This window comes from Streptomyces sp. MH60 (genome assembly GCF_002939385.1).
Taxonomy (GTDB): domain Bacteria; phylum Actinomycetota; class Actinomycetes; order Streptomycetales; family Streptomycetaceae; genus Streptomyces.
Genome location: NZ_MULI01000056.1, coordinates 26,367 through 49,119, shown reverse-complemented (window position 1 = coordinate 49,119; position 22,753 = coordinate 26,367). Strand labels below are relative to the sequence as shown.

Sequence of the window (22,753 nt, the reverse complement as noted above, 5' to 3'; positions counted from 1 at the left end):
ATGTTGATGCGCTCACCGCGGAACATCGCGTCGCGCAGCCCGAACACATCGGTGGCGGCGGCCAGTTCCTGGAGCAGCCGCAGGGTCTCGTCGGTGACGAGGTGCTTGGAGTGGTCGACGTACAGGTCTCCCACGCGGAGCGTCCAGCCGGTGCCGCGCCCCGGGTCCGCGGCGAACAGCTCGCGCAGCCGCACCTGGCCGAGCTGCTCGCGGTGCTTGGCCAGCGCGGCCCATTCGGGCGTCTGGTGGAGCCTGGTACGGCCGTCTGCGTTCATGTCGGACGTCAGCCTTCTTCCTTGGGGTGTCCCAGCTGTCCCGGCTGTACAGCTGTTCCAACCTAGATGATCAGGAATGAAGGCGTCCGACGGAGACGGAACTAGATCTCGCCGCGCAGTTTCGCGAGTGCCTCGGCGAGGATCGCCTCGCCGTCCGCGTCGCTGCGGCGCTCGCGCACGTACGCGAGGTGGGTCTTGTAGGGCTCGGTGCGCGGCGGGTCCGGCGGGTTGTCCCGGTCCTGTCCGGCGGGGAAGCCGCAGCGCGGGCAGTCCCAGGTCTCCGGGACCTGGGCGTCGCTCGCGAAGCTCGGCTGTGTCTCGTGTCCGTTGGAGCACCAGAAGGAGATGCGCAGACGCGGCGCGGACTCGCCGCGCTCGGCCTCGCCCATCGGCCCCGCCCCGACCCGGCTTCCCCGGATCGCGTTGCCACTTGCCACGGTCGTAACTCCCTGCGTGATGGTGCCGCGAAGCGAGTCGGCGTTTCGCTTCACTGCGAGCGCCTCAGTCTACGTAAGGCCCAACGCGCGTCTAGTGATTGGAGTTACAAGCTCCAGTGCGCAGACGCAAGCCCCATGATAGGCGGCGCGGTGAGGCGCGTACCGGACATGGGGCTTTACGTGCACAAGTGTGTGACGGGTCGGTGCGACCGGTCAGTTGTTGGCTTTCATCATCAGGCCGAGCACCATGATGCAGGCGAACCAGCACAGACCGACCACCACGGTGATCCGGTCGAGGTTGCGCTCGGCGACCGAGGAGCCGCCGACGGACGACTGCATGCCGCCACCGAACATGTCGGAGAGGCCGCCGCCCTTCCCCTTGTGCATCAGCACCAGCAGCATCAGCAGCAGGCTGAAGACGATCAGGGCGATCGAGAACCCCAAAACCACGGCTGGACCAACTTCCTCGGATTCGGATGAACGACGGGGGCAGGGTGACAGCAGGCCACCATGCCCCCGCAAGGGTACGACGTATCGCCGCTAGCGCATACTCACCGGTCGATCTGCCTCTCGACCAGTCGCCGGCTACTGGTCGCGGAAGCGGACGATCTTGACGAACTCGTCCGAGTCCAGCGAGGCACCGCCGACCAGGGCACCGTCGATGTCGGGCTTCGCCATGATCTCGGCGACGTTGCCGGACTTGACCGAGCCGCCGTACTGGATGCGGACCTTGTCGGCCAGCTCCTGGGAGTACAGCTCGGCGAGCTTGCCGCGGATCGCCGCGCAGACCTCCTGGGCGTCGTCGGCGCCGCAGACCTTGCCCGTGCCGATGGCCCACACGGGCTCGTAGGCGATCACGACGGTCTCGGCCTGCTCGGCCGGGAGGTCCTTGAGACCGCCCTCGACCTGGGCGAGGGTGTGCTCGACGTGGTTGCCCGCCTCGCGGACGTCCAGCTCCTCGCCGACGCACAGGATCGGGGTCAGGCCGTGCTTGTAGGCGGCCTTGACCTTGGCGTTCACGATCTCGTCGGTCTCGGCGTGGTACTGCCGGCGCTCGGAGTGGCCGACGGCCACGTACGTGCACTTCAGCTTGGCCAGCATGGGGCCCGAGATCTCGCCGGTGTAGGCGCCGCCGTCGTACGCGGAGATGTCCTGGGCGCCGTACTTGATCTTGAGCTTGTCGCCGTCGACCAGGGTCTGCACGGAGCGCAGGTCGGTGAAGGGGGCGAGGACGGCGACCTCGACAGCGTCGTAGTCCTTGTCCGCGAGGGCGAAGGCGAGCTTCTGGACGTGGGCGATGGCCTCGAGGTGGTTGAGGTTCATCTTCCAGTTGCCCGCCATCAGCGGCGTGCGGGTGGTCATCGGGGTCAGTCCTCCAGTGCGGCGAGGCCGGGGAGCGTCTTGCCCTCGAGGTATTCGAGGGAGGCGCCGCCGCCGGTCGAGATGTGGCCGAATGCGTTCTCGTCGAAGCCGAGCGTGCGCACGGCCGCGGCGGAGTCGCCGCCGCCGACCACGGTGAAGCCCGGGGCGTCGACGAGGGCCTGGGCGACCGCTTTGGTGCCCTCGGCGTAGTCGGGGTGCTCGAAGACGCCCATGGGGCCGTTCCAGAAGACGGTGGCGGCGTCGGCGAGCTTCGATGCGTACAGCTTGCGGGTCTCGGGACCGATGTCCAGACCCTCCTGGTCGGCCGGGATGGCGTCCGCGGCGACGGTGGTGGGGTTGGCCGGGGCCTTCGTCTTGAGGTCGGGGAACTCGCCCGCGACCAGCACGTCGACGGGCAGGACCAGCTCGACGCCGTTCTTCTCGGCGCGCTCGATGTACTCCTGGACCGCCGGGACCTGGTCCTCCTGGAGCAGGGAGATGCCGACCTCGTGCCCCTTGGCCTTGAGGAAGGTGTACGCCATGCCGCCGCCGATGAGCAGCCGGTCGGCCTTGCCGAGCAGCTGGTCGATGACGGCGAGCTTGTCGGAGACCTTGGCGCCGCCGAGGGCGACGACGTAGGGGCGCCGCACGTCGTCGGTGAGCTTCTTGAGTACGCCGACCTCGGTGGCGATGAGGTACCCGGCGTAGTGCGGGAGCCGCTTCGGCAGGTCGAAGACGGACGCGTGCTTGCGGTGCACCGCGCCGAAGCCGTCGCCGACGTAGACGTCCGCGAGGCCGGCCAGCTTGTCGGCGAAGGCGGCGCGCTCGGCGTCGTCCTTGCTGGTCTCGCCCGCGTTGAAGCGCAGGTTCTCGATGACGGCCACCTGGCCGTCGGCGAGGCCGGAGACGACGGCCTCGGCGGAGCTGCCGACCGTGTCCTCGGCGAAGGCGACGTCGGTGCCGAGCAGTTCACCGAGACGGGCGGCGGCCGGGGCGAGGGAGAAGGCGGGGTCCGGGGCGCCCTTGGGGCGGCCCAGGTGCGAGGCCACGATCACGCGGGCGCCGGCGTCGGCCAGGGCCTTGACGGTGGGCACCACGGCGCGGATGCGGCCGTCGTCGGTGATGGCGGTGCCGTCCAGCGGGACGTTCAGGTCGGCGCGGACGAAGACGCGCTTGCCCGCGACGCCTTCGGAGAGCAGTTCGTCGATCGTCTTCAAGAGGGCTCCTGGGTTCTCGGATCGCTCGTGATCCTACGAGGACTGGTGGCGGCGGACGCGACGCAGGGCCCGGGCAGCGCGACCTTGCGCTGTCCGAGCCCTGCTACCGCATCGAGGTGCCTTGCTGAAGTCGATCAGAGCTGGTTGCCGACGAAGACCGTGAGGTCGACGAGGCGGTTCGAGTAGCCCCACTCGTTGTCGTACCAGCCGAGGATCTTCACCGACTTGCCGTCCTGGACCATGGTCAGGGACGAGTCGAAGGTGCAGGAGGCCGGGTCGCCGACGATGTCCGAGGAGACGATCGCGTCCTCGGTGTAGAACAGGTAGCCCTTGAGGTCGCCGTCGTCGGCGGCCTTCTTGAACGCGGCGTTGACCTCGTCCTTGGTGACCTCGCGCTGAAGCTCCACGACCAGGTCAGTGGCCGAGCCGGTCGGGACCGGGACGCGCATCGCGATGCCGTCGAGCTTGCCCTTGAGCTGCGGCAGGACCAGCGCGGTGGCCTTGGCGGCACCCGTGGTGGTCGGGATGATGTTCTCCGCGGCGGCACGGGCGCGGCGCAGGTCCTTGTGCGGGAAGTCCAGGATGCGCTGGTCGTTCGTGTACGCGTGGACCGTCGTCATCAGGCCCTTGACGATGCCGAAGTTCTCGTCGAGGACCTTGGCCATCGGCGCCACACAGTTGGTGGTGCAGGAGGCGTTGGAGATGACGTGGTGGTTCGCCGGGTCGTACTTTTCCTGGTTGACGCCCATCACGATGGTGATGTCCTCGTCCTTGGCCGGAGCCGAGATGAGGACCTTCTTCGCGCCACCGGCGATGTGCTTCTCCGCGTCCGCCTTCTTCGTGAAGATGCCGGTCGACTCGATCACGATGTCGACGCCCAGCTCGCCCCACGGGATGTCGGCCGGGTTGCGCTCGGAGAGGACCTTGATGGTCCTGCCGTCGACGGTGATGGTGTCCTCGGTGTGCGAGACCTCCGCCTTGAGGCGGCCGAGGATGGTGTCGTACTTCAGCAGGTGGGCGGTGGTCGCGGTGTCACCCAGGTCGTTGACAGCCACGATCTCGATGTCCGCACCCTGCTCCAGCAGCGCGCGGAAGTAGTTGCGACCGATGCGGCCAAAGCCGTTGATGCCTACGCGGATCGTCACGAACCGATCTCCTCGTTGGTACGCCGGCCCGATGTGCCGGCGAGCTGTATTTGGGATGTCCCCGACCACCTCCGACCCTACCTCCCTACGGCGTCGGGGGTGACATCGAGACGGCCCATACCCGGCAGGGCGGTCCGTACCCGCCAGTAGGGGTACGGACCGCCCCGGGCGACGGGGACCGATCACCCGATGTGGCTACACCGGGTCAGTCCCCCGTACACCGGAATTCACTCGTCCAGGGCATGCAGCGCCTGCCGGACCAGTGCCGCGCGGGCGGCGGGTCCGGCGAGGTGCTCCAGGCCGAAGCCCAGCAGCACGGTGTCGTCCGTGGTGACCGCGCCGTAGGTCTGGAACAGCGTCCCGGTGCGGGTCCAGTCCTTCAGGACGGCGGGACTGCCCTCGGGCGGTCCGGAGACCCGCCAGGCGCCCAGCGAGGTCTCGAAGCCCTCGGTCTGCGTCGCCGTGCCCCCGACGACCAGGGAGGCCTCGTCGGCGAGGACGCCGCGGCCGCCGCTGCCGGGGTCGGTGACATAGGCGAGCGACAGCTCGACGGACTTCCCGGCGTAGGCGCTCAGGTCGAACTCGACCTGCTTCCAGCCGCCGGAGGAGCCGGTGAGGCTGTTCCACTGACCGGTGGTGCCGGTGGCGGCGCAGCCCTCGTCGGACTGGGTCAGGTAGTGCCCGAGCCACGGGTGCTCGCCCATGTAGAACCCGGCCGCGCACTCCGCGGGCACGGCCGTGCCGGTGGCGCCGTTCGCCTCGGGGAGCGTGGTCCAGTCGTCGGCGCCGGTGGTGTGCGCCTCGACCAGGGCGTGGTCGTAGCCGCGTTCGGTGTCCCACAGCAGCTGGGTGCGGAGCGTGGGACGGTCGGCGGCGGTGACACCGGTGAGGTCGACGGTGCGGGTCAGGCGCTTGTACGAGTCGTCGGTGTGGACGGCGGCGGCCATCCACTCCCCCGCGTAGGGCCCGTACGGGTTGACCGTCCCGGCGAACTTCCCGGCGCCCTCGCTCGCGAACTGCGGGTAGGTGTCGGGGTCCAGCTCGTCGGAGGTCACGCTGTAGGTCCCGGCGGCGTCCAGCGGGTTGCCGGGGACGTCGCCGAGGGTGCCGCCCGCCTTGTCGAGCCTGCCGGAGCCGGTGAAGCCGGTGGCGCCGGAGGTCGAGGTGCGGGTGTAGGCGCCCAGGTAGTACTGGCTGAAGTCGTCGGAGAGGGTGCCGCCGCCGAGGTCGACCTCACCGCCGGCCTGCTCGCCGGCCTCGATCAGCTTGCCGCCCTCGTTGAGGAAGGCGCGCAGCTGGAGCTGGGTGGCGTTGCCGGGCACCGCGGCGCCCGTGTAGTGGACGACGGTGCCGAAGTGGCCGAGGACGCCGAGCGCGTCGGGAGCGCCCTGCGTGGCGACGTCCCAGACGGCGGCGCGCCGGCCGTCGGCCTTGAGCGCGTCGACGTACGTCTGCGTCTGGGTGGCCTTCGCGCCCTCCTCGGCGACGACGAGGACGTCGGCGCGGGGCCGCTCGGCGACCGTGTACGTGAAGTGCTCGCTCTCGGTGCGCTTGCCGTGCTTCCCGTGCCGGTCGTGGCTTCCCCGCGGCGTCTCGCCGCTGAACCAGACCTCGACGCGGTCGCCGGGACCGGCGCCCCTGACCTCGGCGCGGTACTCGTCGAAGTAGAGGTTGTCCTCACCGCCGTACGTCTCGCCGCCCCGCCAGGGCCGCAGCGCCGCGTCGTGCGTGCGTCCGCCGTTGACGCGGTACCTCAGCTCCTTGTCGCGCACGGACTTGCGGACGACGACGGAGACCTCCTGGTCGGCGCCGCGCGCGTAGGAGGTGGTGAAGGGGGCCGGGGTGAAGTCGGCGGCGTCCAGGCCGACCGAGGAGGACGGCCGGTCGGGGTGGGCGGCGGTCTCGGCGACGGAGAGCGCGAACGGGACGTTCTTGGCGAACTCCTGCTGGATCAGCTTCTCGTCGTCGGGGAAGTTGAAGCCCGACTGGCAGTCGCGCGCGTTCCACTGGTCGTCGGGGTCCACGTCGGAGGCCGTCTGACAGGTCGACATCTCCGGGGTGAACATCGCCATGCCGTTGACGTTGGCCGCGTGCCCGTCGGCCTCGCCGTTGGTGGTGTACAGCTCCGAGGAGACCTGCGGGTGGTAGCCGGGGATCGCGGAGTTGTCGGGGGTCCCGGCCAGCGCCTTGTAGAGGACGTCGTCCGGGGTGTTGGTGGCCACCTGCCAGCCGACGCCGTAGAGGAGGAGTTCGGCGGCGGAGTGGTAGTTGATGCCGTACGTGAAGCCGATCCGCTTCTGGAAGGCGTCGAGTGCCTTGGTCTCGGGCTCGGAGCCGGGGCTCGCGCCGCGGTAGGTCTCGCTGGTGGGGTTGGGGGACGAGCCCTCGTCGTCGTAGCCCCACTTGTAGGCGAAGTTGCGGTTGAGGTCGACGCCGTCGCCGGTGCCGATGGTGCCGTCGCCGTTGACGTCGCGCAGGTTCTTGCGCCAGAGGCGGTTGTCGGTGCTCTCGAAGGTGTAGTCGTAGCCGTCGGGGTTGGCCGACAGGACGAACCACAGCTCGGTGGAGTCGACGATCTGCCTGATCCGCCGGTCCTTCTCGTAGTTGTCCAGGTAGTGGTGCATCAGCCGCCGGGTCATCTCCGGGGTGATCCACTCGCGCGCGTGCTGGTTGGACATGTAGAGGACGGACGGCTTGGAGCCGTCCTTGGACTTCTTCGCGTGCTTGGTGAGCTTGAGCGCCAGGATGTCCTGGCCCTTCACGGTCTTCCCGATGGAGACGACCTTGGTCAGGCCGGGGTTCTCCTGAGCGGTCCGCAGGATCTCCTCGCGCAGTCCGCCGCTGCCGCTGTAGGGGCGGAAGACGCCGTCGGCGGCGCTCTCGACCCGCTTCTCGGCCTGGGTGGACAGGGCGTGCTCGGTGAGGTCGACGCCCTGCTTCTCCAGCGTGCCGGCCTGTTTCCCGGTGAGGTACAGCTCGACGGCGGCCGTACCCCGGGCGGGTACCCGCTCGCCGAGTTCGTGGCCGTCCTGGCCGGCGGCCAGCAGCAGGGGTACCTGCTCCCGGGTGACGTCGGCACGGTAGACCTTCACTTCGTTCGCGTCCGGGGTCCCCGGGTCCGCGGGTTGTGCCTGGGCGATGGGCGCGAAACTCGCTCCGCCGAGCAGGAGCGCGCCGACGGCGAGGATCGATCTCGCTCTTCGTCTCATGAAACCCCCTGGATGGGGCCTGTGCGACAGGCCTGGGTCCGCCACAGTGGCGAACAGATGCCAGGCTCATGACAGCTCATGATCGAGTCAAGGGTGCGGCAAGGACACGCGAAAGCCGGTGCCGGTCACCCAAGTGGGTGTCGGCACCGGCTCGTTGGCGGTCCTGCCGGTCAGGTCAGCCGACCAGGTTGTCGGCCAGCTCCTCGCCGAGGTTGGCGTCCGTACCGGCGATGCCGAGGTCCGAGGCCCGCTTGTCGGCCATGGCCAGCAGGCGGCGGATGCGTCCGGCGACGGCGTCCTTGGTCAGCGGCGGGTCGGCGAGGGCGCCCAGCTCCTCCAAGGAAGCCTGCTTGTGCTCCATGCGCAGGCGCCCCGCGGCGGCGAGGTGCTCGGGCACGTCGTCGGCGAGGATCTCCAGGGCGCGCTGCACCCGGGCGCCCGCGGCGACGGCCGCGCGGGCGGAGCGGCGCAGGTTGGCGTCGTCGAAGTTGGCGAGCCGGTTGGCGGTGGCGCGGACCTCCCGCCGCAGCCTGCGCTCCTCCCAGGCCAGCACCGAGTCGTGGGCGCCGAGCCGGGTGAGCAGGGCGCCGATCGCGTCGCCGTCGCGGACCACGACCCGGTCCACGCCGCGCACCTCGCGGGCCTTGGCGGGGATCGACAGCCTGCGGGCGGCGCCGACCAGGGCGAGCGCCGCCTCGGGGCCCGGGCAGGTCACCTCCAGGGAGGAGGAGCGGCCGGGCTCGGTCAGCGAGCCGTGTGCCAGGAAGGCCCCGCGCCAGGCGGCCTCGGCGTCGCAGGTGGCGCCCGAGACCACCTGCGGCGGCAGGCCCCGGATCGGGCGTCCCCGGCCGTCCACGAGGCCGGTCTGCCGGGCCAGCTGGTCACCGCCCGCGACCACCCGGACGACGAAACGCGAACCGCGGCGCAGCCCGCCCGGAGCCATCACGATCAGCTCCGAGCTGTGCCCGAAGATCTCCAGGATGTCCCGCTTGAGCCGTCGCGCCGCGTTCCCGGTGTCCAGCTCCGCCTCGATCACGATGCGTCCGCTCACCAGGTGGAGGCCGCCGGCGAACCGCAGGACGGCGGAGACCTCCGCCTTTCTGCAGCAGGTCCGGGTGACGGGGAGCTGGGAGATCTCGCTCTTCACCGCTGCCGTCATCGCCATGGGCCGATCCTTCCATGCATCCGAAAAATACGGTCGTACGCGGCGGCCAGCAGCTCCGGGTCGTGCCTCGGGGTCCCGTCGGTCCGGGCGACCGGAGCCAGTTCGACCGCGGCGCCGAACCGTTTCGCGGCGTCGGTGAGCGAGTCACGGTCGGGCACGGCGGCCTCGTCGGCCAGCACCACGTCCAGGGCGAGTTTAGGGGCGTGTCGTCCCAAAACCTCCAAATGACGCTGCGGGGAGAAGCCCTCAGTTTCTCCGGGCTGCGGGGCGAGGTTCAGCGAGAGCACCCGGCGCGCCTTCGTCTCGACCAGCGCGTCCAGCAGATCCGGCACGAGCAGGTGCGGAATGACCGAGGAGAACCAGGAGCCGGGGCCGAGCACCACCCAGTCGGCGTCCAGGACGGCGTCGACCGCCTCGTGGACGGCCGGCGGGTCGCTGGGCACCAGGTGCACGGACTGCACCTCGCCGGGGGTGAGCGCCACGGTCGCCTGCCCCCGTACGGTGTCCACCGCGTCGGGCCGCTCCGGGTCGTGGCCCCTGACCAGGGCCTGGAGCTCCAGCGGGACGGCGGACATGGGCAGCACCCGCCCGTGCGCGCCTAGCAGCTTGCCTACCAGGTCCAGCGCCTGGACGTGGTCGCCGAGCTGCTCCCACAGGGCGACGATCAGCAGATTGCCGACCGCGTGTTCGTGCAGGTCGCCCTGGGACTGGAAGCGGTGCTGGATGACGCGGGCCCAGGTCTGGCCCCAGTCGTCGTCGCCGCACAGCGCGGCCAGCGCCTTGCGCAGGTCGCCGGGCGGCAGGACGCCCAGCTCGTCGCGCAGGCGTCCGCTGGAGCCGCCGTCGTCGGCGACGGTGACGACGGCGGTGAGGTCGCCGGTGATCCGGCGCAGCGCGGCGAGCGAGGCGGACAGACCCATGCCGCCGCCCAGCGCGACGACCTTGGGCTGGGCGCCCCGGCGGCGCGGCTTGCCGCCGCGCGCCTGTTCGGGCCGGGCGGCCCGGGCGTCCGCGGGTCTGCCGCCGCGTCCCTCGGGCACCACCCGGCGCAGCCTGCTCAGCCGCGGAGTACGTCCTGTCATTCCCCTGTCATTCCCGTCCCATGTCCCGGTGGACGACCACCGTCTCCACGCCCTCGGCGGCGAGCCGGGCGGCGAGCTTCTCCGACATGGCCACGGACCGGTGCTTGCCGCCGGTGCAGCCGACGGCGACGGTCACATAGCGCTTGCCCTCCCGACGGTAGCCCGCGGCGATCAGCTGGAGCAGCTCGGCATAGCGGTCGAGGAACTCCTTGGCCCCGGGCTGGTTGAGGACGTAGCTCGACACCTCCTCGTTGAGGCCGGTGAAGGGGCGCAGCTCCGGGACCCAGTGCGGGTTGGGCAGGAAGCGCATGTCGACGACGAGGTCGGCGTCGACCGGGAGGCCGTACTTGAAGCCGAAGGACATCACCGTGGCCCGCAGCTCGGGCTCCTCCTCGCCGGCGAACTGGGCGTCCATCTTGGCGCGCAGCTCGTGGACGTTCAGGCTGGAGGTGTCGATCACCAGGTCGGCGTCGCCGCGCAGCTCGCGCAGGAGCGCGCGCTCGGCGGCGATGCCGTCGACGATCCGGCCGTCGCCCTGGAGGGGGTGCGGGCGGCGCACCGACTCGAAGCGGCGCACCAGGGCGTCGTCCGAGGACTCCAGGAAGACGATCCGGCGGGTGACGCCGCGGGCGTCGAGGTCCGCGAGGGACTCGCGCAGATTGTCGAAGAAGCGCCGGCCGCGGACGTCGACGACCACCGCGATGCGGGCCACGTTGCCCTGGGAGCGGGCGCCGAGCTCCACCATGGTGGGGATCAGCGCGGGCGGCAGGTTGTCGACGACGAACCAGCCGAGGTCCTCCAGGCACTTGGCGGCCGTCGAGCGGCCGGCCCCGGACATGCCGGAGATGATCACCAGTTCGGGGATGGCCGCCTCGTGCGCCCCGGCTGTTTCCTTGCCCGTACTCACCTGTGCTCCGTCGTCGCGGGTCTGTTCCCGTTCGGCTGTGTGCCCGGTCGGTTCTCGTCCCGTCGCGGGCTGTGTCTGTTCTCGTCCCGCTGCGGGCCGTGCCTCGTGCTCGGTCATCTCTCCTGCCCCCGTCGTTCGTCCGGGGTGCCCGCGGACACGGGCTCCCCCGGGGCATCCGCCGTCGTCTCGGGTGCCCCGTCGTCCTCATCCATGATCTCTCCGGTCGCCGTGTTCACGGCGGGCGCGGCCGGGGTGGCCCGGGCGAGGGCCACGGCGACGGTCTCGGCCGTCTTGCGGCCTATGCCGGGCACCTCGCAGATCTGGTCGATCGTCGCCGACCGCAGCTTCTTCACCGAACCGAAGTGCTTGATCAGCGCCTGTTTGCGGGTCTCCCCCAGACCGGGCACGTCGTCCAGCGGACTGGAGCGGAATCGCTTGGCGCGCTTGGCACGCTGGTAGGTGATCGCGAAGCGGTGGGCCTCGTCGCGGACCCGTTGCAGCAGGTAGAGGCCCTCGCTGGTGCGGGGCAGGACGACCGGGTCGTCCTCGCGGGGCAGCCAGACCTCCTCCAGCCGCTTGGCGAGACCGCACACGGCGATGTCGTCGATGCCCAGTTCGTCCAGCGCCCGCTGGGCGGCCGCGACCTGCGGCTGCCCGCCGTCGACGACGACGAGCTGCGGCGGGTAGGCGAACCGCTTGGGCCGGCCGTCGTCGTCCTTGAGCGCGGGGCCGTCCGTGAGTGCCGCGGCGTCATCCGCGGCGCCCGCACCGCCCACGCCGTCCGCGCCGTCCGCCTGCCGGTCGCCGTCGGTCAGTCCCTCGCCGTCCGCCCACTCGCCGGTCTTCTCCTTCTCGGCGAGGTAGCGGCGGAAGCGGCGGGTGATGACCTCGTGCATGGAACGGACGTCGTCCTGTCCCTCGAAGCCCTTGATCTGGAACCGCCGGTATTCGCTCTTCCGGGCCAGCCCGTCCTCGAAGACGACCATGGAGGCCACGACGTCGTCGCCCTGGAGGTGGGAGATGTCGTAGCACTCGATCCGCAGCGGGGCGCTGTCGAGGTCGAGGGCCTCGGCGATCTCCTCCAGCGCGCGCGAGCGCGTCGTGAGGTCGGAGGCGCGCTTGGTCTTGTGCAGGACGAGGGCCTGCTGGGCGTTGCGCTGGACGGTCTCCATCAGCGCCTTCTTGTCGCCGCGCTGCGGGATGCGCAGCGACACTCCCGACCCGCGCCGCTCGGTCAGCCACTGCTGGACGGGCTCCACCGGGTCGGGCAGCGCGGGGACCAGGACCTCCTTGGGGACGGCGTCGCCGCTCTCCTCACCGTACAGCTGCTGGAGGGCGTGCTCGACGAGGGCGCCGGTGGTGACCTCCTCGACCTTGTCGGTGACCCAGCCGCGCTGACCGCGCACGCGTCCGCCGCGCACGTGGAAGATCTGGACGGCCGCCTCCAGCTCGTCCTCGGCGACGGCGATCAGGTCGGCGTCGGTGGCGTCGGCGAGCACCACCGCGCTCTTCTCCATGGCCTTCTTGAGGGCCCCGATGTCGTCCCGCAGGCGCGCCGCCCGCTCGTACTCCATGTCCTCGGCCGCCTCGGCCATCTGCCGCTCCAGGCGGCGCAGGTAGGTACCGGTGCGGCCGGCCATGAAGTCGCAGAACTCGTCGGCCAGGTCCCAGTGGTCGTCGGGGGTGATGCGGCCGACGCAGGGCGCCGAGCACTTGCCGATGTAGCCGAGCAGACAGGGGCGGCCGGTGCGGGCGGCGTTCTTGAAGACGCCCGCGGAGCAGGTGCGCACCGGGAAGACGCGCAGCAGCAGGTCGACCGTGTCGCGGATCGCCCAGGCGTGCCCGTACGGCCCGAAGTAGCGCACGCCCTTCTTCTTCTGGCCGCGCATCACCTGGACGCGCGGGAACTCCTCGTTCATCGTCACCGCGAGGTACGGGTAGCTCTTGTCGTCGCGGTACTTGACGTTGAACCGGGGGTCGTACTCCTTGATCCAGGAGTACTCCAGCTGCAGCGCCTCGACCTCCGTGGACACCACCGTCCATTCCACGGACGCGGCCGTCGTGACCATGGTGCGGGTGCGCGGGTGCAGGTTCGCCAGGTCCTGGAAGTAGTTCGCCAGGCGCTGGCGCAGGCTCTTCGCCTTTCCGACGTAGATCACCCGGCGGTGCTCGTCACGGAACCTGTACACCCCCGGGGAGTCCGGGATCTCTCCCGGCCTGGGGCGGTAGCTGGAGGGGTCGGCCATGACTCACACCCTACTGGCGCGGACCGACACTTCGGCGGGGCTGTGGACGACGGGCCGGGCCCCTGTGGACAGCCCGCGGCGAAGGGCGGTGAGGACGGTGCGGGGCCGGTCGGTCACGCCCCGTGGCCCCCGGGACGGCGGGCCCGTGCGTTCTCGGCCAGGAGCGCACGACGGTCGGGCGCCAGGTGTTGTCGGGACTAGGCCAACACGCTTCAATGCGGGGGGACTCGGGGCCCTGAAGCGCGGCGTACGGATGTGAAGACCTCTGCGCCGCGACGGGGGCGGGCGGCCCCGGCCGATCCGTGTCGACGGTCTGACCAGCCGTCGTGAACTTCACAGAAGGGCCCCTGCATGCCGCACGCCACACAGCACGCGGACGTCGCCACCGCGCAACTCGACTCGGCCCTGCGCGGTGGCCCCTTCCACGTCGCCCTGCGGGCGGCGATCGCCGCCCGCGGACTGCCGTTGCAGCGCGTGCAGCACCACCTGTCGCGCCACGGGGTGAAGGTGGGCGTCACGAGTCTGAGCTACTGGCAGCAGGGCGCCCGGCGTCCGCAGCGCCCGGAGTCCCTGCGCGCCGTGCGGGCTCTGGAGGAGATACTCCAGTTGCCCGAGGAGTCGCTGATACGCCTGCTCTCCGAGGCCGACGCGGAGACCGCGGACCGACGGCCCGCGGGCCGCTCCTACCGTGCCCACCTGGCGGCCTCGGGCGTCCTGGACCGGCTGCTGGCCGAGCTGGGGCACCTGGTGCCGGACGGCGGGGTGCACACCCTCGGGCACCACGAACGAATCCGGATCGGGTCCGGCCGTGAGCTGGCGGAACGCGAGTCGCACCTCATCGTCCGCGCCCACCGCGACGGCGTCGACCGCTTCGTCGCCGTCCATTACGGCGATCCGGGATGCGTCCCCGCGCGGATGGCCGTCCACGCGCTGGAGAACTGCCGCACGGGACGCGTCCGCACCCACGACGAGACGGGTGTCCTCGTGACGGAGCTGCTCTTCGACACCCGGCTGCGGGCGGGCGACACCCACCTCTTCCGCTACGGCGTCGAGGACGGCACGGCCGGTGTGTCCCGCGAGTACGTCCGCGGGCTCGGCACGGCGGGCGGGCAGTACGCGCTCCAGGTGCGGTTCGACGTCGCGGCCCTGCCGGTGCGCTGCCACCGGTTCACGCAGCACTCCCCGGCGGCCCCGCGCGGCGGCCGGCAGGAGCTGGTGCTCAGCGGACGGCACCACTCGGTGCACCTCGTGGAGCCGCGGGTCAGGTCGGGGATGCTGGGGATCGGCTGGGACTGGGAGTAGGACGCCCGGGAGCACGCCGCCCCCTGCCGGTCAGGTCCCCGGGCTCGCGACGATCCGGCCCTGCTTCACCTCGACGGGCAGTTCGACGAGCGGCACGGTCGCCGGGGCGTGCAGCACCTCACCGGTGCGGGCGTCGAACTCGCTGCCGTGGCAACCGCAGACGAGCTTGGTCCCCTCCAGCTTCTTGATGGGGCACCCCGCGTGCGTGCACACCGTGCTGAACGCCTTCAGGGAACCGTCCGCGGCCCGGCTGACCACCACGTTGCCGTCCGGGAAGAGCTTGGTCGCGCCCTTGGCGACCTCCCCGTCCGGGCCGAGGTCCACGGGCGCGGTCGGCTTGGTCGGCGCGGCACCGTCGTCGCCCGGGGAGCAGGCGGCCAGGCCGAGGCCGACGAAGGGCGTGGCGGCCGCCGAACGCAGGACGGTACGGCGGCTCGGGGCGGGACGGCCGGACATGGGATCTCCACTGGTCGGGACGGGCAGGGGCTGGGGCGGGGCGGGGCGGGGCGTGCGGGTGTGGCGTGCGGGTGCAGGGCGACGATATCCGGCGACGCGGGACATCCCGCGGGGCGGGTGGCCCGGGCGCGAAGGTCTGCGGCGGGGTCTTCGGTGAGGTCTCCAGTGAGGCCGCGTAAACGCTTGCGCAAGCGTTTACGCGACCCCGGGACATGGGGTACGGTCCGGCCACGGCCCGACCGCACGCGAAGGGGGACGCCGGTGGCGACCATGGCCGATGTCGCACGGAGCGCCGGGGTGTCCGTGGCGACCGTCTCGCACGTGCTCAACGAGACCCGCCCGGTGCTGCCGCACACCCGCCGGGCGGTGCTGGACGCCGTGGAGGAGCTGGGCTACACCGCGAACACCCTGGCCCGTTCCCTGGTGACCTCTCGCACCCGCTCCATCGGACTCGCGGTGTCGGCGATCAGCAACCCGTACTTCACGGAGATCCTCCAGGGCGTCGAGGCCAGTGCCCTGGAGCACGGATACAGCCTGCTCATCGCCGATCCGCACGACGACCCCGGGCACGAACGCAAGGTGGTCCAGCTGCTGCACGAGCGGCGGGTGGACGGCATGATCGTCGCGCCCTCCGCCGAGCCCCGGGATCTCGTCGCCTACCTCACGCGCCACCGGGTGCCGGCCGTGTTCCTCGACCGGATCGTCGACGTGCCGGAGGGCGAGGACGCCCCGCGCTTCGACCAGGTCTGCGCCGAGAGCGCCGAGCCGACGACCCGGCTGGTGGGCCATCTCGCCGGGCTGGGACACCGCCGGATCGGCCTGGTCGCGGGCCGGCCGGGGCTCAACAGCACCCGGGAACGGATCACCGGATACCGGCACGGCCTCGCCGCCGCCGGGCTGCCCTTCGACGAGCGGCTGCTGGTGCACGGCGACTCCGAGGCGGCCGGCGGCGAACGGGCCACGGCGGACCTGCTCTCCCTGGCGGTGCCGCCCACCGCGCTGGTCACCGCCAACAACGCGATGACCATCGGCGCCCTGCGCGCCCTGCGGGACCGGGGTCTGTCCGTGCCCGGCGACCTCGCGCTGTGCTGCTTCGACGACTTCGCCTGGGCGGACCTCTTCTCGCCCCGGCTCACCGCCGTCGCCCAGCCCAGCAGGGACATCGGGGTGCGGGCCGTCCTGCTGCTCCTCGAACGGCTCGCCGCACCGGACCGGCCCGCGCGGACCCTGCGGCTGCCCTGCGCCTTCGTCCACCGCGACTCCTGCGGCTGCGCCGAGCAGCCCGCACCGCTCTCCGCGCAGTCCGGACAAGCCCACGCCAAAGCCCACGAAAGGACCCTCCCGTGATCGTCGTCGCCGGTGAGGCACTGATCGACCTGGTACCGCAGGGCACGGGCGCCCTCGCCGCCCTGCGGCCCGCGCTCGGCGGCGGCCCGTACAACACGGCCGTCGCACTGGGCCGCCTCGGCTCGCCCACCGCGTTCTGCTCCCGGGTGTCGTACGACGCCTTCGGCGAGGCGCTGCTCGACCGGCTGCGCGAGACCGGCGTGGACGTCTCGCCGGTGCAGCGCGGGGCCGAGCCGACCACTCTTGCCGTCGCCTCGCTCGACGCGCACGGCTCGGCCGCGTACTCCTTCTACGTGGACGGGACGGCCGACCGGCTGTTCGCGCTGCCCGCCGGTCTGCCGCCCGGCACCCGGGCCGTCTCCTTCGGGACCTGTTCCCTGGTGCTGGAGCCGGGCGCGAGCGCGTACGAGGAACTGCTGCGCGAGACGGCCGCGCGGGGCGTGTTCACGGCCCTGGACCCGAACATCCGGGCCGGGCTGATCCCGGACCCGGACGCCTACCGGGCCCGGTTCAAGAGCTGGCTGCCGTCGGTGTCGCTGCTGAAGCTGTCCGCCGAGGACGCCGAGTGGCTCGGCGGCACACCCCGTGAGTGGCTCGCGGCGGGACCGGCGGCGGTCGTGGTCACCCGGGGCGGCGACGGCCTGACGGCGTTCACCCGGGGCGGGGGCGAGTACACGGTGCCGGGCGAGCCCGTCGAGGTGGTGGACACGATCGGCGCGGGCGACACGGTGAACGCGGCGCTCCTGCACGGCCTCGCGGCACGGGACGCCCTCGGTGACGCGGCCGTGGCCTCCCTGGGCCCTGACGGCTGGGCGGGGCTGCTGGGCTTCGCCGCCCACGCGGCGGCGGTCACCTGTTCCCGTGCGGGCGCGGAACCGCCGTACGCCCACGAGGTCGCCGTCTGACGGGAGCCGGGACCGGGGCGGAGCCGATGTCGGCACAGGCCGCGGCTTCGGCTCCGGCTTCGGCTTCGGCTCCGGCTCCGGCTCCGGCTTCGGTCCGAGGTGGTCAGACCGCCCGGCGTACGGCCCGCAGAGCGCCGGGGCGGCGGCCGTTCAGACGGTCCAGGGCGGCGGCCGTGGCGTCGTCCGCGGGCAGGTACACGACGATCCGCCGGCCTTCCTCGGGCAGCGACAGCGTCTCGTGGAGCAGCCGCAGCGGTCCGGCCTCGGGGTGCTCCATGAGCTGGGTGCCGACCCGCCGGGCCGCCGCTCCGAGGTCGGAGAACCGGTCGGCGAAGGCCGCCCCGGCCGTCAGCGTCAGCTCGTCGGCGAGGTCCTTCACCTCCGGGTCCCGCAGCGGGGCCTCGTGCCGGAGCTGGGCGACCAGGTCGTCGGCCATCCGGTCCCAGTCGGGGTAGGCGACGCGCGCACGCGCGTCGGTGAACAGGTGGCGCAGCAGGTTGGGCCGCTCGCCGTCCAGCAGTCCGATCGGGCCGGTCAGCCGGGCGTAGCCGCCGGTGTGGGCGAGGATGTCGCCGATCCAGTCGAGCACCACGGCGGGGGCGGGCTCCAGCCGGTCCAGTACGGCCCGCACGGTGGGCCGCACACCGCTGCTGCGCGGCGGGGCCGCGGCACAGAGCAGCGGGTCGCCGCCGTCGGCCTCCTTGGTCAGGCGGCGCAGCAGCATCCGCTCCCGCAGGGACAGCTTCAGCGCGTCGGCGAGGGCGCCGAGCACCTGGACGGACGGATTGCGGTCGCGCCCCTGTTCCAGCCGGGTGAGGTACTCGACGCTGACGCCGGCGAGCGTGGCCAGTTCGGCGCGGCGCAGGCCCGGGGTACGGCGGCGGGTGCCGGCCGGGAGTCCCACCTCGGCCGGGGTGACGGACTCGCGCATCCTCCGCAGGAACGTGCCCAACTCGTTGTCGCTCACGTCAGGGAACGTACCAACGCGCACGCGCGAAAGGGTGGCCCTGCCACTACCACGCTCGGGCCGGTCTCCCTTCGTGAGCGCTCGGCCCGCACGGTGGACGGCATGACGAACGACACCCGCACCCCCGCCGCTCCCCTGCCCATCGCTTCCGGTGCGTGGGCCCTCGACCCGTTCCACTCCTCGGTGAACTTCACCATCCGCCATCTCGGCATCGCGAAGGTCCGCGGCCGCTTCACCGGGTTCGACACCGAGCTCCACGTCGGTCGGACCGCCGAGGAGACCCGGGTGTCCGCGACGATCGACCTGGCCTCCATCGACACCGGGAACGCCGACCGGGACGCGCACGTACGCGCCTCCGACCTGCTCGACGTGGAGAAGCGGCCGACGATGACCTTCCGCTCGACCCGGGTTTCGGGCGCGGGCGAGGACTGGACCATGGACGGCGAGCTGACGATCGGCGACGTGACCCGTCCCGTGACGCTCGCCGTGGAGTTCGGCGGGCTGGTGGACGTCCCGATGGAGGGCGCCGGCCGGCACGCCGGGTTCGAGGCGACGGGTGAGATCCGGCGCAGCGACTACGGGCTGGACTTTGCGCCGGGGCTGCTCGGAGAGGTCGTGAAGATCCAGCTCGACATGCAGTTCGTGGAGCCGGCCGGCGACTGAGCGCCGGGCCCTGCGAACGGCGCCGGGCCCCACGGAAGATCCCGTGGGGCCCGGCGCCGTCCGGACTCAGGCCTTGCTCGTCCGCGTGGTCTTCTTCGCGGCGGGCTTGGCGGCCTTCTTGGCCGTCGTCTTGGCCGTCTTGGTGGCGGCCGCCTTCTTGGCCGTCGCCTTCTTGGCGGCCGTGCCCGGGACCGTCTTGGTGGCGGTCTTCTTGGCGGTGGCCTTGGTCGCGACCGTCTTCGCCGCCTTGCGCGGCCTGGTCACCGCGGGCGCGTCGCTGACCCGGTCGGCGCCGAGGACGTCGCGCAGGAACTTGCCGGTGTGGCTGGCGGGGACGCCCGCGACCTGCTCGGGCGTGCCCTCGGCGACCACCAGGCCACCGCCGGCGCCACCCTCGGGGCCCATGTCGACCACCCAGTCGGCGGTCTTGATCACGTCCAGGTTGTGCTCGATGACGATGACCGTGTTGCCCTTGTCGACCAGGCCGCCGAGGACCGTCAGCAGCTTGCTGATGTCCTCGAAGTGCAGACCGGTGGTCGGCTCGTCCAGGACGTAGACCGTGCGCCCGGTGGAGCGGCGCTGCAGCTCGCTGGCGAGCTTGACGCGCTGGGCCTCACCGCCGGACAGGGTGGTGGCGGACTGGCCGAGCCGGACGTAGCCGAGGCCGACGTCCTTCAGGGTCTTCATGTGCCGGGAGATGGCGGGGACCGCCTCGAAGAAGTCGGTCGCCTCCTCGATCGGCATGTTCAGGACGTCTGCGATGGACTTGCCCTTGTAGTGGACCTCCAGGGTCTCCCGGTTGTACCGGGCGCCGTGGCAGACCTCGCACGGGACGTAGACGTCCGGGAGGAAGTTCATCTCGATCTTGATCGTGCCGTCGCCCGCGCAGTTCTCGCAGCGGCCGCCCTTGACGTTGAAGGAGAAGCGGCCGGGCAGGTAGCCCCGCACCTTCGCCTCCGTCGTCTCCGCGAACAGCTTGCGGATGTGGTCGAAGACGCCGGTGTACGTCGCCGGGTTCGACCGCGGGGTGCGGCCGATGGGCGACTGGTCGACGTGGACGACCTTGTCGACGAGGTCGTCGCCCTCCACGCGCGTGTGCCTGCCCGGGACGTTCCGCGCGCCGTTCAGTTCACGGGCCAGGTGGGTGTACAGGATGTCGTTGACCAGCGTCGACTTGCCGGAACCCGAGACGCCGGTGACGGCCGTGAAGACGCCCAGCGGGAAGGACACGTCGATGTCCTGGAGGTTGTTCTCCCGGGCGCCGTGCACGGTCAGCCGCCGGGAGGGGTCGTGCGGGCGCCTGATGTCGGGCAGCGGGATGGCCTTCCGCCCGGACAGGTACAGGCCGGTCTGCGACTCGGCGTTGTCGAGCAGCTCCTTGACCGACCCGCTGTGCACCACCTTGCCGCCGTGCTCACCGGCGCCGGGGCCGATGTCGACGATCCAGTCGGCGACCTTGATGGTGTCCTCGTCGTGCTCGACGACGATGAGCGTGTTGCCCATGTCCCGCAGCCGGACGAGGGTCTCGATCAGCCGGTGGTTGTCGCGCTGGTGCAGGCCGATGGACGGCTCGTCGAGGACGTACAGCACGCCGACGAGTCCGGAGCCGATCTGGGTGGCCAGCCGGATGCGCTGGGCCTCGCCGCCGGAGAGGGTGCCCGCCGCGCGGTTCAGCGAGAGGTAGTCCAGGCCGACGTCGACCAGGAACCGCAGCCGTTCGTTGACCTCCTTCAGCACGCGCTCGGCGATCTTCTTGTCCCGGGCGTTGAGCGTCAGCCGGCCCAGGAAGTCCGCGCAGTCGCTGATCGACATCGCCGAGACCTCGGCGATCGACTTGCCCATGACGGTGACCGCCAGGACGAGCGGCTTGAGCCGCGTGCCCTCACAGGTGGGGCAGGGCACCTCGCGCATGTAGCCCTCGAAGCGCTCGCGGCTGGCGTCGCTCTCCGCCTCGCTGTGCCGGCGCTTGACGAAGGGGATCGCACCCTCGAAGGCCGTGGTGTACCGGCGCTCGCGTCCGTACCGGTTGCGGTAGCGGACCTCGACCTGGGTCTTGTGGCCGTACAGCAGAGCTTTGCGGGCACGCAGCGGCAGACCCGCGAAGGGGATGTCCGTACGGAAGCCGAGCGCGTCCGCGAGGGCGCCGATCAGGCGGCCGAAGTAGTCCTTGGTGTGTCCGTGCGACCAGGGGTGGATGGCGCCCTCGTCGAGGGACTTGTCCTCGTCGGGGACGATCAGCTCCGGGTCGACCTCCATGCGCGTGCCGATGCCGGAGCAGTCGGGGCAGGCGCCGAAGGGCGAGTTGAAGGAGAAGGAGCGGGGCTCCAGCTCCTCGAAGGACAGGTCGTCGTACGGGCAGTACAGGTGCTCCGAGTACATGCGCTCGCGCTCGGGGTCGCCCTCGGGGAGGTCGACGAAGTCGAGCACGACCATGCCGCCGGACAGGCCGAGCGCGGTCTCCACGGAGTCGGTGAGGCGCCGCTTGGCGGAGTCCTTCACCGTGAGGCGGTCGACGACCACCTCGATGGTGTGCTTCTCCTGCTTCTTCAGCGTGGGCGGGTTGGACAGCTGGACGGTCTCGCCGTCCACCCGCGCGCGGGAGTAGCCCTTGGTCTGGAGGTCGGCGAAGAGGTCGACGAACTCGCCCTTGCGCTCGCGCACCAGCGGCGACAGCACCTGGAAGCGGCTGCCCTCCGGCAGCTCCAGGACCTTGTCCACGATGGCCTGCGGCGACTGGCGCGAGATCGGGCGCCCGCACTCGGGGCAGTGCGGCTTGCCGATGCGGGCGAAGAGCAGGCGCAGGTAGTCGTAGACCTCGGTGATGGTGCCGACCGTCGAGCGCGGATTGCGCGAGGTCGACTTCTGGTCGATGGAGACCGCCGGGGAGAGGCCCTCGATGAAGTCCACGTCCGGCTTGTCCATCTGGCCGAGGAACTGCCGGGCGTAGGAGGAGAGCGACTCCACGTAGCGCCGCTGGCCCTCGGCGAAGATCGTGTCGAAGGCCAGGGAGGACTTGCCCGACCCGGACAGGCCCGTGAAGACGATGAGCGAGTCACGAGGCAGGTCGAGCGAGACGTTCTTCAGGTTGTGCTCGCGCGCGCCACGGACGATGAGACGGTCGGCCACGCCGGTCCGCACCTTTCTTGAGAGAAGTGACAGGGGCGAGGCCCCCGTCCTTCTCAGACTAGGGGGAGCCACTGACAACGCCGGTCGGATTCACCAGTTGTCAACAAACCCCGACTTCCCAGCATGCCCGACGCCACTGTCGACCTTATAGCACGTGCATTCGAATTGCGGGGGTCGTCCACCACCTTCACCCGAAGGTGTGGCGCGGTCTAGGGTCGGCAGCATGATTGATCACGCGCATGACCTGGCGTCTGTACGTGACGCGACCGAGCGGCTGCTCACCGCGGTCGGGAAACTGGACAACGCGTCCGTGACGGAGTCGTCACGGCTTCCCGGCTGGAGTCGCGGCCACGTCCTCGCCCATCTCGCCCGCAACGCCGACGCCCTCGTGAACGTCCTCGAAGGACGCCCCATGTACGTCTCGGGCGAGGCCCGGGACGCCGACATCGAACGGGACGCCCCGCGCCCCCTCGACGCGCACCTCGCGGACGTGCGCGAGAGCGCGGCCCGGTTCCAGGACGTCTCGGCCGCCCCCGCGGACTGGTCGCGCACCGTGGAGCTGCGCAACGGGATCACGGACTCGGCCTCCAGGGTGCCGTTCCGGCGGTGGGCCGAGGTGGAGCTGCACCACGTGGACCTGGGCATCGGCTACGAGCTGGAGGACCTTCCGGCGGAGTTCACCGAGCGGGAGACCGACTTCCTCGCCGCCCGGTTCGCCGGTCACCCCGAGGTGCCGCCGACCCGGCTCACGGACGGCACGCGCGCGTGGCGCACCGGACGGGAGGCGGGCGCCGCCGAAGTGACCGTCACCGGCCCCCCGGCCGATCTGCTCGGCTGGCTCGCCGGTCGCCGTGAGGGCTCGACGCTCGGGGTGGAGGGCGGTCCGCTGCCGGCGCTGCCTCCCCTGTAGGCGGGCGGGGGGCGGCCTGCGGACGGTCCCCC

The 22,753-nt window shown here is 71.5% G+C and carries 18 protein-coding genes and 1 pseudogene; 5 read left to right on the top strand and 14 right to left on the bottom strand.

The annotated features are described in order from the left end of the window. The 11 genes and pseudogenes from BZZ08_RS27585 to uvrC form a co-directional block, all read right to left on the bottom strand. Positions 1-275, bottom strand: a pseudogene (locus tag BZZ08_RS27585) (glucose-6-phosphate isomerase); the annotation flags it as partial. Positions 276-376: 101 nt separating this feature from the next. Next, on the bottom strand, positions 377-712 hold the full coding sequence (locus BZZ08_RS27580) for an RNA polymerase-binding protein RbpA (protein WP_003976875.1): 336 nt from the start codon (positions 710-712) through the stop codon (positions 377-379). A gap of 213 nt (positions 713-925) precedes the next feature. After that, entirely contained in the window at positions 926-1,162 is a 237-nt protein-coding gene (secG, locus tag BZZ08_RS27575) for a preprotein translocase subunit SecG (RefSeq protein ID WP_104634933.1), read from the bottom strand. A 135-nt stretch (positions 1,163-1,297) separates the two neighbouring features. Then, positions 1,298-2,074, bottom strand: coding sequence for a triose-phosphate isomerase (tpiA, locus tag BZZ08_RS27570; RefSeq protein WP_104634932.1), 777 nt, complete (start codon positions 2,072-2,074; stop codon positions 1,298-1,300). A 5-nt stretch (positions 2,075-2,079) separates the two neighbouring features. After that, positions 2,080-3,291 (bottom strand): phosphoglycerate kinase, encoded by a 1,212-nt coding sequence (locus BZZ08_RS27565; protein WP_104634931.1) that lies wholly within the window; start codon positions 3,289-3,291, stop codon positions 2,080-2,082. A 134-nt stretch (positions 3,292-3,425) separates the two neighbouring features. Next, positions 3,426-4,436 carry a type I glyceraldehyde-3-phosphate dehydrogenase gene (gap, locus tag BZZ08_RS27560; RefSeq protein WP_104634930.1) on the bottom strand — a complete coding sequence of 337 codons (1,011 nt, stop codon included), beginning with the start codon at positions 4,434-4,436 and terminating at the stop codon, positions 3,426-3,428. 227 nt (positions 4,437-4,663) lie between these two features. Beyond that, positions 4,664-7,645 (bottom strand): M14 family metallopeptidase, encoded by a 2,982-nt coding sequence (locus BZZ08_RS27555; protein WP_104634929.1) that lies wholly within the window; start codon positions 7,643-7,645, stop codon positions 4,664-4,666. Positions 7,646-7,820: 175 nt separating this feature from the next. Then, a complete protein-coding gene (gene whiA, locus BZZ08_RS27550; protein WP_030185801.1) occupies positions 7,821-8,810 on the bottom strand; it encodes a DNA-binding protein WhiA in 990 nt (329 codons plus the stop codon). Beyond that, positions 8,801-9,892: a gluconeogenesis factor YvcK family protein gene (locus BZZ08_RS27545; RefSeq protein WP_104634928.1), complete on the bottom strand. Its 1,092-nt coding sequence runs from the start codon at positions 9,890-9,892 to the stop codon at positions 8,801-8,803. The genes whiA and BZZ08_RS27545 overlap by 10 nt, the downstream gene beginning before the upstream one ends. Before the next feature lie 7 nt (positions 9,893-9,899). After that, positions 9,900-10,916 carry an RNase adapter RapZ gene (rapZ, locus tag BZZ08_RS27540; RefSeq protein ID WP_104634927.1) on the bottom strand — a complete coding sequence of 339 codons (1,017 nt, stop codon included), beginning with the start codon at positions 10,914-10,916 and terminating at the stop codon, positions 9,900-9,902. After that, the gene (gene uvrC, locus BZZ08_RS27535) at positions 10,913-13,045 is read right to left on the bottom strand and encodes an excinuclease ABC subunit UvrC (protein WP_104634926.1); all 2,133 of its coding nucleotides are present in this window, start codon (positions 13,043-13,045) and stop codon (positions 10,913-10,915) included. Before uvrC ends, rapZ begins: the two co-directional genes overlap by 4 nt. Before the next feature lie 351 nt (positions 13,046-13,396). On the opposite strand from uvrC, the gene BZZ08_RS27530 reads away from it, so the two are divergent. After that, complete coding sequence (locus BZZ08_RS27530) at positions 13,397-14,347, top strand: hypothetical protein (RefSeq protein WP_104634925.1); 951 nt, start codon at positions 13,397-13,399, stop codon at positions 14,345-14,347. Between the two features lie 30 nt (positions 14,348-14,377). Here the strand turns inward: BZZ08_RS27530 and BZZ08_RS27525 are convergent, their stop codons facing one another. Next, positions 14,378-14,803 (bottom strand): Rieske (2Fe-2S) protein, encoded by a 426-nt coding sequence (locus tag BZZ08_RS27525; protein ID WP_104634924.1) that lies wholly within the window; start codon positions 14,801-14,803, stop codon positions 14,378-14,380. A gap of 261 nt (positions 14,804-15,064) precedes the next feature. On the opposite strand from BZZ08_RS27525, the gene BZZ08_RS27520 reads away from it, so the two are divergent. Next, entirely contained in the window at positions 15,065-16,150 is a 1,086-nt protein-coding gene (locus BZZ08_RS27520) for a LacI family DNA-binding transcriptional regulator (protein WP_104634923.1), read from the top strand. Next, positions 16,147-17,055, top strand: a complete 909-nt coding sequence (locus BZZ08_RS27515) for a carbohydrate kinase family protein (RefSeq protein WP_104634922.1) — start codon at positions 16,147-16,149, stop codon at positions 17,053-17,055. Before BZZ08_RS27520 ends, BZZ08_RS27515 begins: the two co-directional genes overlap by 4 nt. Positions 17,056-17,158: 103 nt before the next feature. Here BZZ08_RS27515 and BZZ08_RS27510 read toward each other — a convergent pair whose 3' ends face one another. Then, positions 17,159-18,022 (bottom strand): helix-turn-helix domain-containing protein, encoded by an 864-nt coding sequence (locus tag BZZ08_RS27510; RefSeq protein WP_104634921.1) that lies wholly within the window; start codon positions 18,020-18,022, stop codon positions 17,159-17,161. A gap of 102 nt (positions 18,023-18,124) precedes the next feature. Here BZZ08_RS27510 and BZZ08_RS27505 point away from each other — a divergent pair, with 102 nt between their 5' ends. Beyond that, positions 18,125-18,685 carry a YceI family protein gene (locus BZZ08_RS27505; protein WP_104634935.1) on the top strand — a complete coding sequence of 187 codons (561 nt, stop codon included), beginning with the start codon at positions 18,125-18,127 and terminating at the stop codon, positions 18,683-18,685. A 66-nt stretch (positions 18,686-18,751) separates the two neighbouring features. On the opposite strand, the gene uvrA is transcribed toward BZZ08_RS27505, so the two are convergent. Then, positions 18,752-21,811 (bottom strand): excinuclease ABC subunit UvrA, encoded by a 3,060-nt coding sequence (gene uvrA / locus BZZ08_RS27500; protein ID WP_104634934.1) that lies wholly within the window; start codon positions 21,809-21,811, stop codon positions 18,752-18,754. A gap of 223 nt (positions 21,812-22,034) precedes the next feature. Here uvrA and BZZ08_RS27495 point away from each other — a divergent pair, with 223 nt between their 5' ends. Next, a complete protein-coding gene (locus BZZ08_RS27495) occupies positions 22,035-22,721 on the top strand; it encodes a maleylpyruvate isomerase family mycothiol-dependent enzyme (protein ID WP_104634920.1) in 687 nt (228 codons plus the stop codon). Positions 22,722-22,753 lie beyond the last annotated feature (32 nt).

Coding starts and splice junctions, on each gene's coding strand:
- tpiA (WP_104634932.1), bottom strand. CDS start 2,074: ATGACCACCCGCACGCCGCTGATGGCGGGCAACTGGAAGATGAACCTC.
- BZZ08_RS27555 (WP_104634929.1), bottom strand. CDS start 7,645: ATGAGACGAAGAGCGAGATCGATCCTCGCCGTCGGCGCGCTCCTGCTC.
- whiA (WP_030185801.1), bottom strand. CDS start 8,810: ATGGCGATGACGGCAGCGGTGAAGAGCGAGATCTCCCAGCTCCCCGTC.
- BZZ08_RS27545 (WP_104634928.1), bottom strand. CDS start 9,892: ATGACAGGACGTACTCCGCGGCTGAGCAGGCTGCGCCGGGTGGTGCCC.
- rapZ (WP_104634927.1), bottom strand. CDS start 10,916: ATGACCGAGCACGAGGCACGGCCCGCAGCGGGACGAGAACAGACACAG.
- uvrC (WP_104634926.1), bottom strand. CDS start 13,045: ATGGCCGACCCCTCCAGCTACCGCCCCAGGCCGGGAGAGATCCCGGAC.
- BZZ08_RS27530 (WP_104634925.1), top strand. CDS start 13,397: ATGCCGCACGCCACACAGCACGCGGACGTCGCCACCGCGCAACTCGAC.
- BZZ08_RS27525 (WP_104634924.1), bottom strand. CDS start 14,803: ATGTCCGGCCGTCCCGCCCCGAGCCGCCGTACCGTCCTGCGTTCGGCG.
- BZZ08_RS27505 (WP_104634935.1), top strand. CDS start 18,125: ATGACGAACGACACCCGCACCCCCGCCGCTCCCCTGCCCATCGCTTCC.
- BZZ08_RS27495 (WP_104634920.1), top strand. CDS start 22,035: ATGATTGATCACGCGCATGACCTGGCGTCTGTACGTGACGCGACCGAG.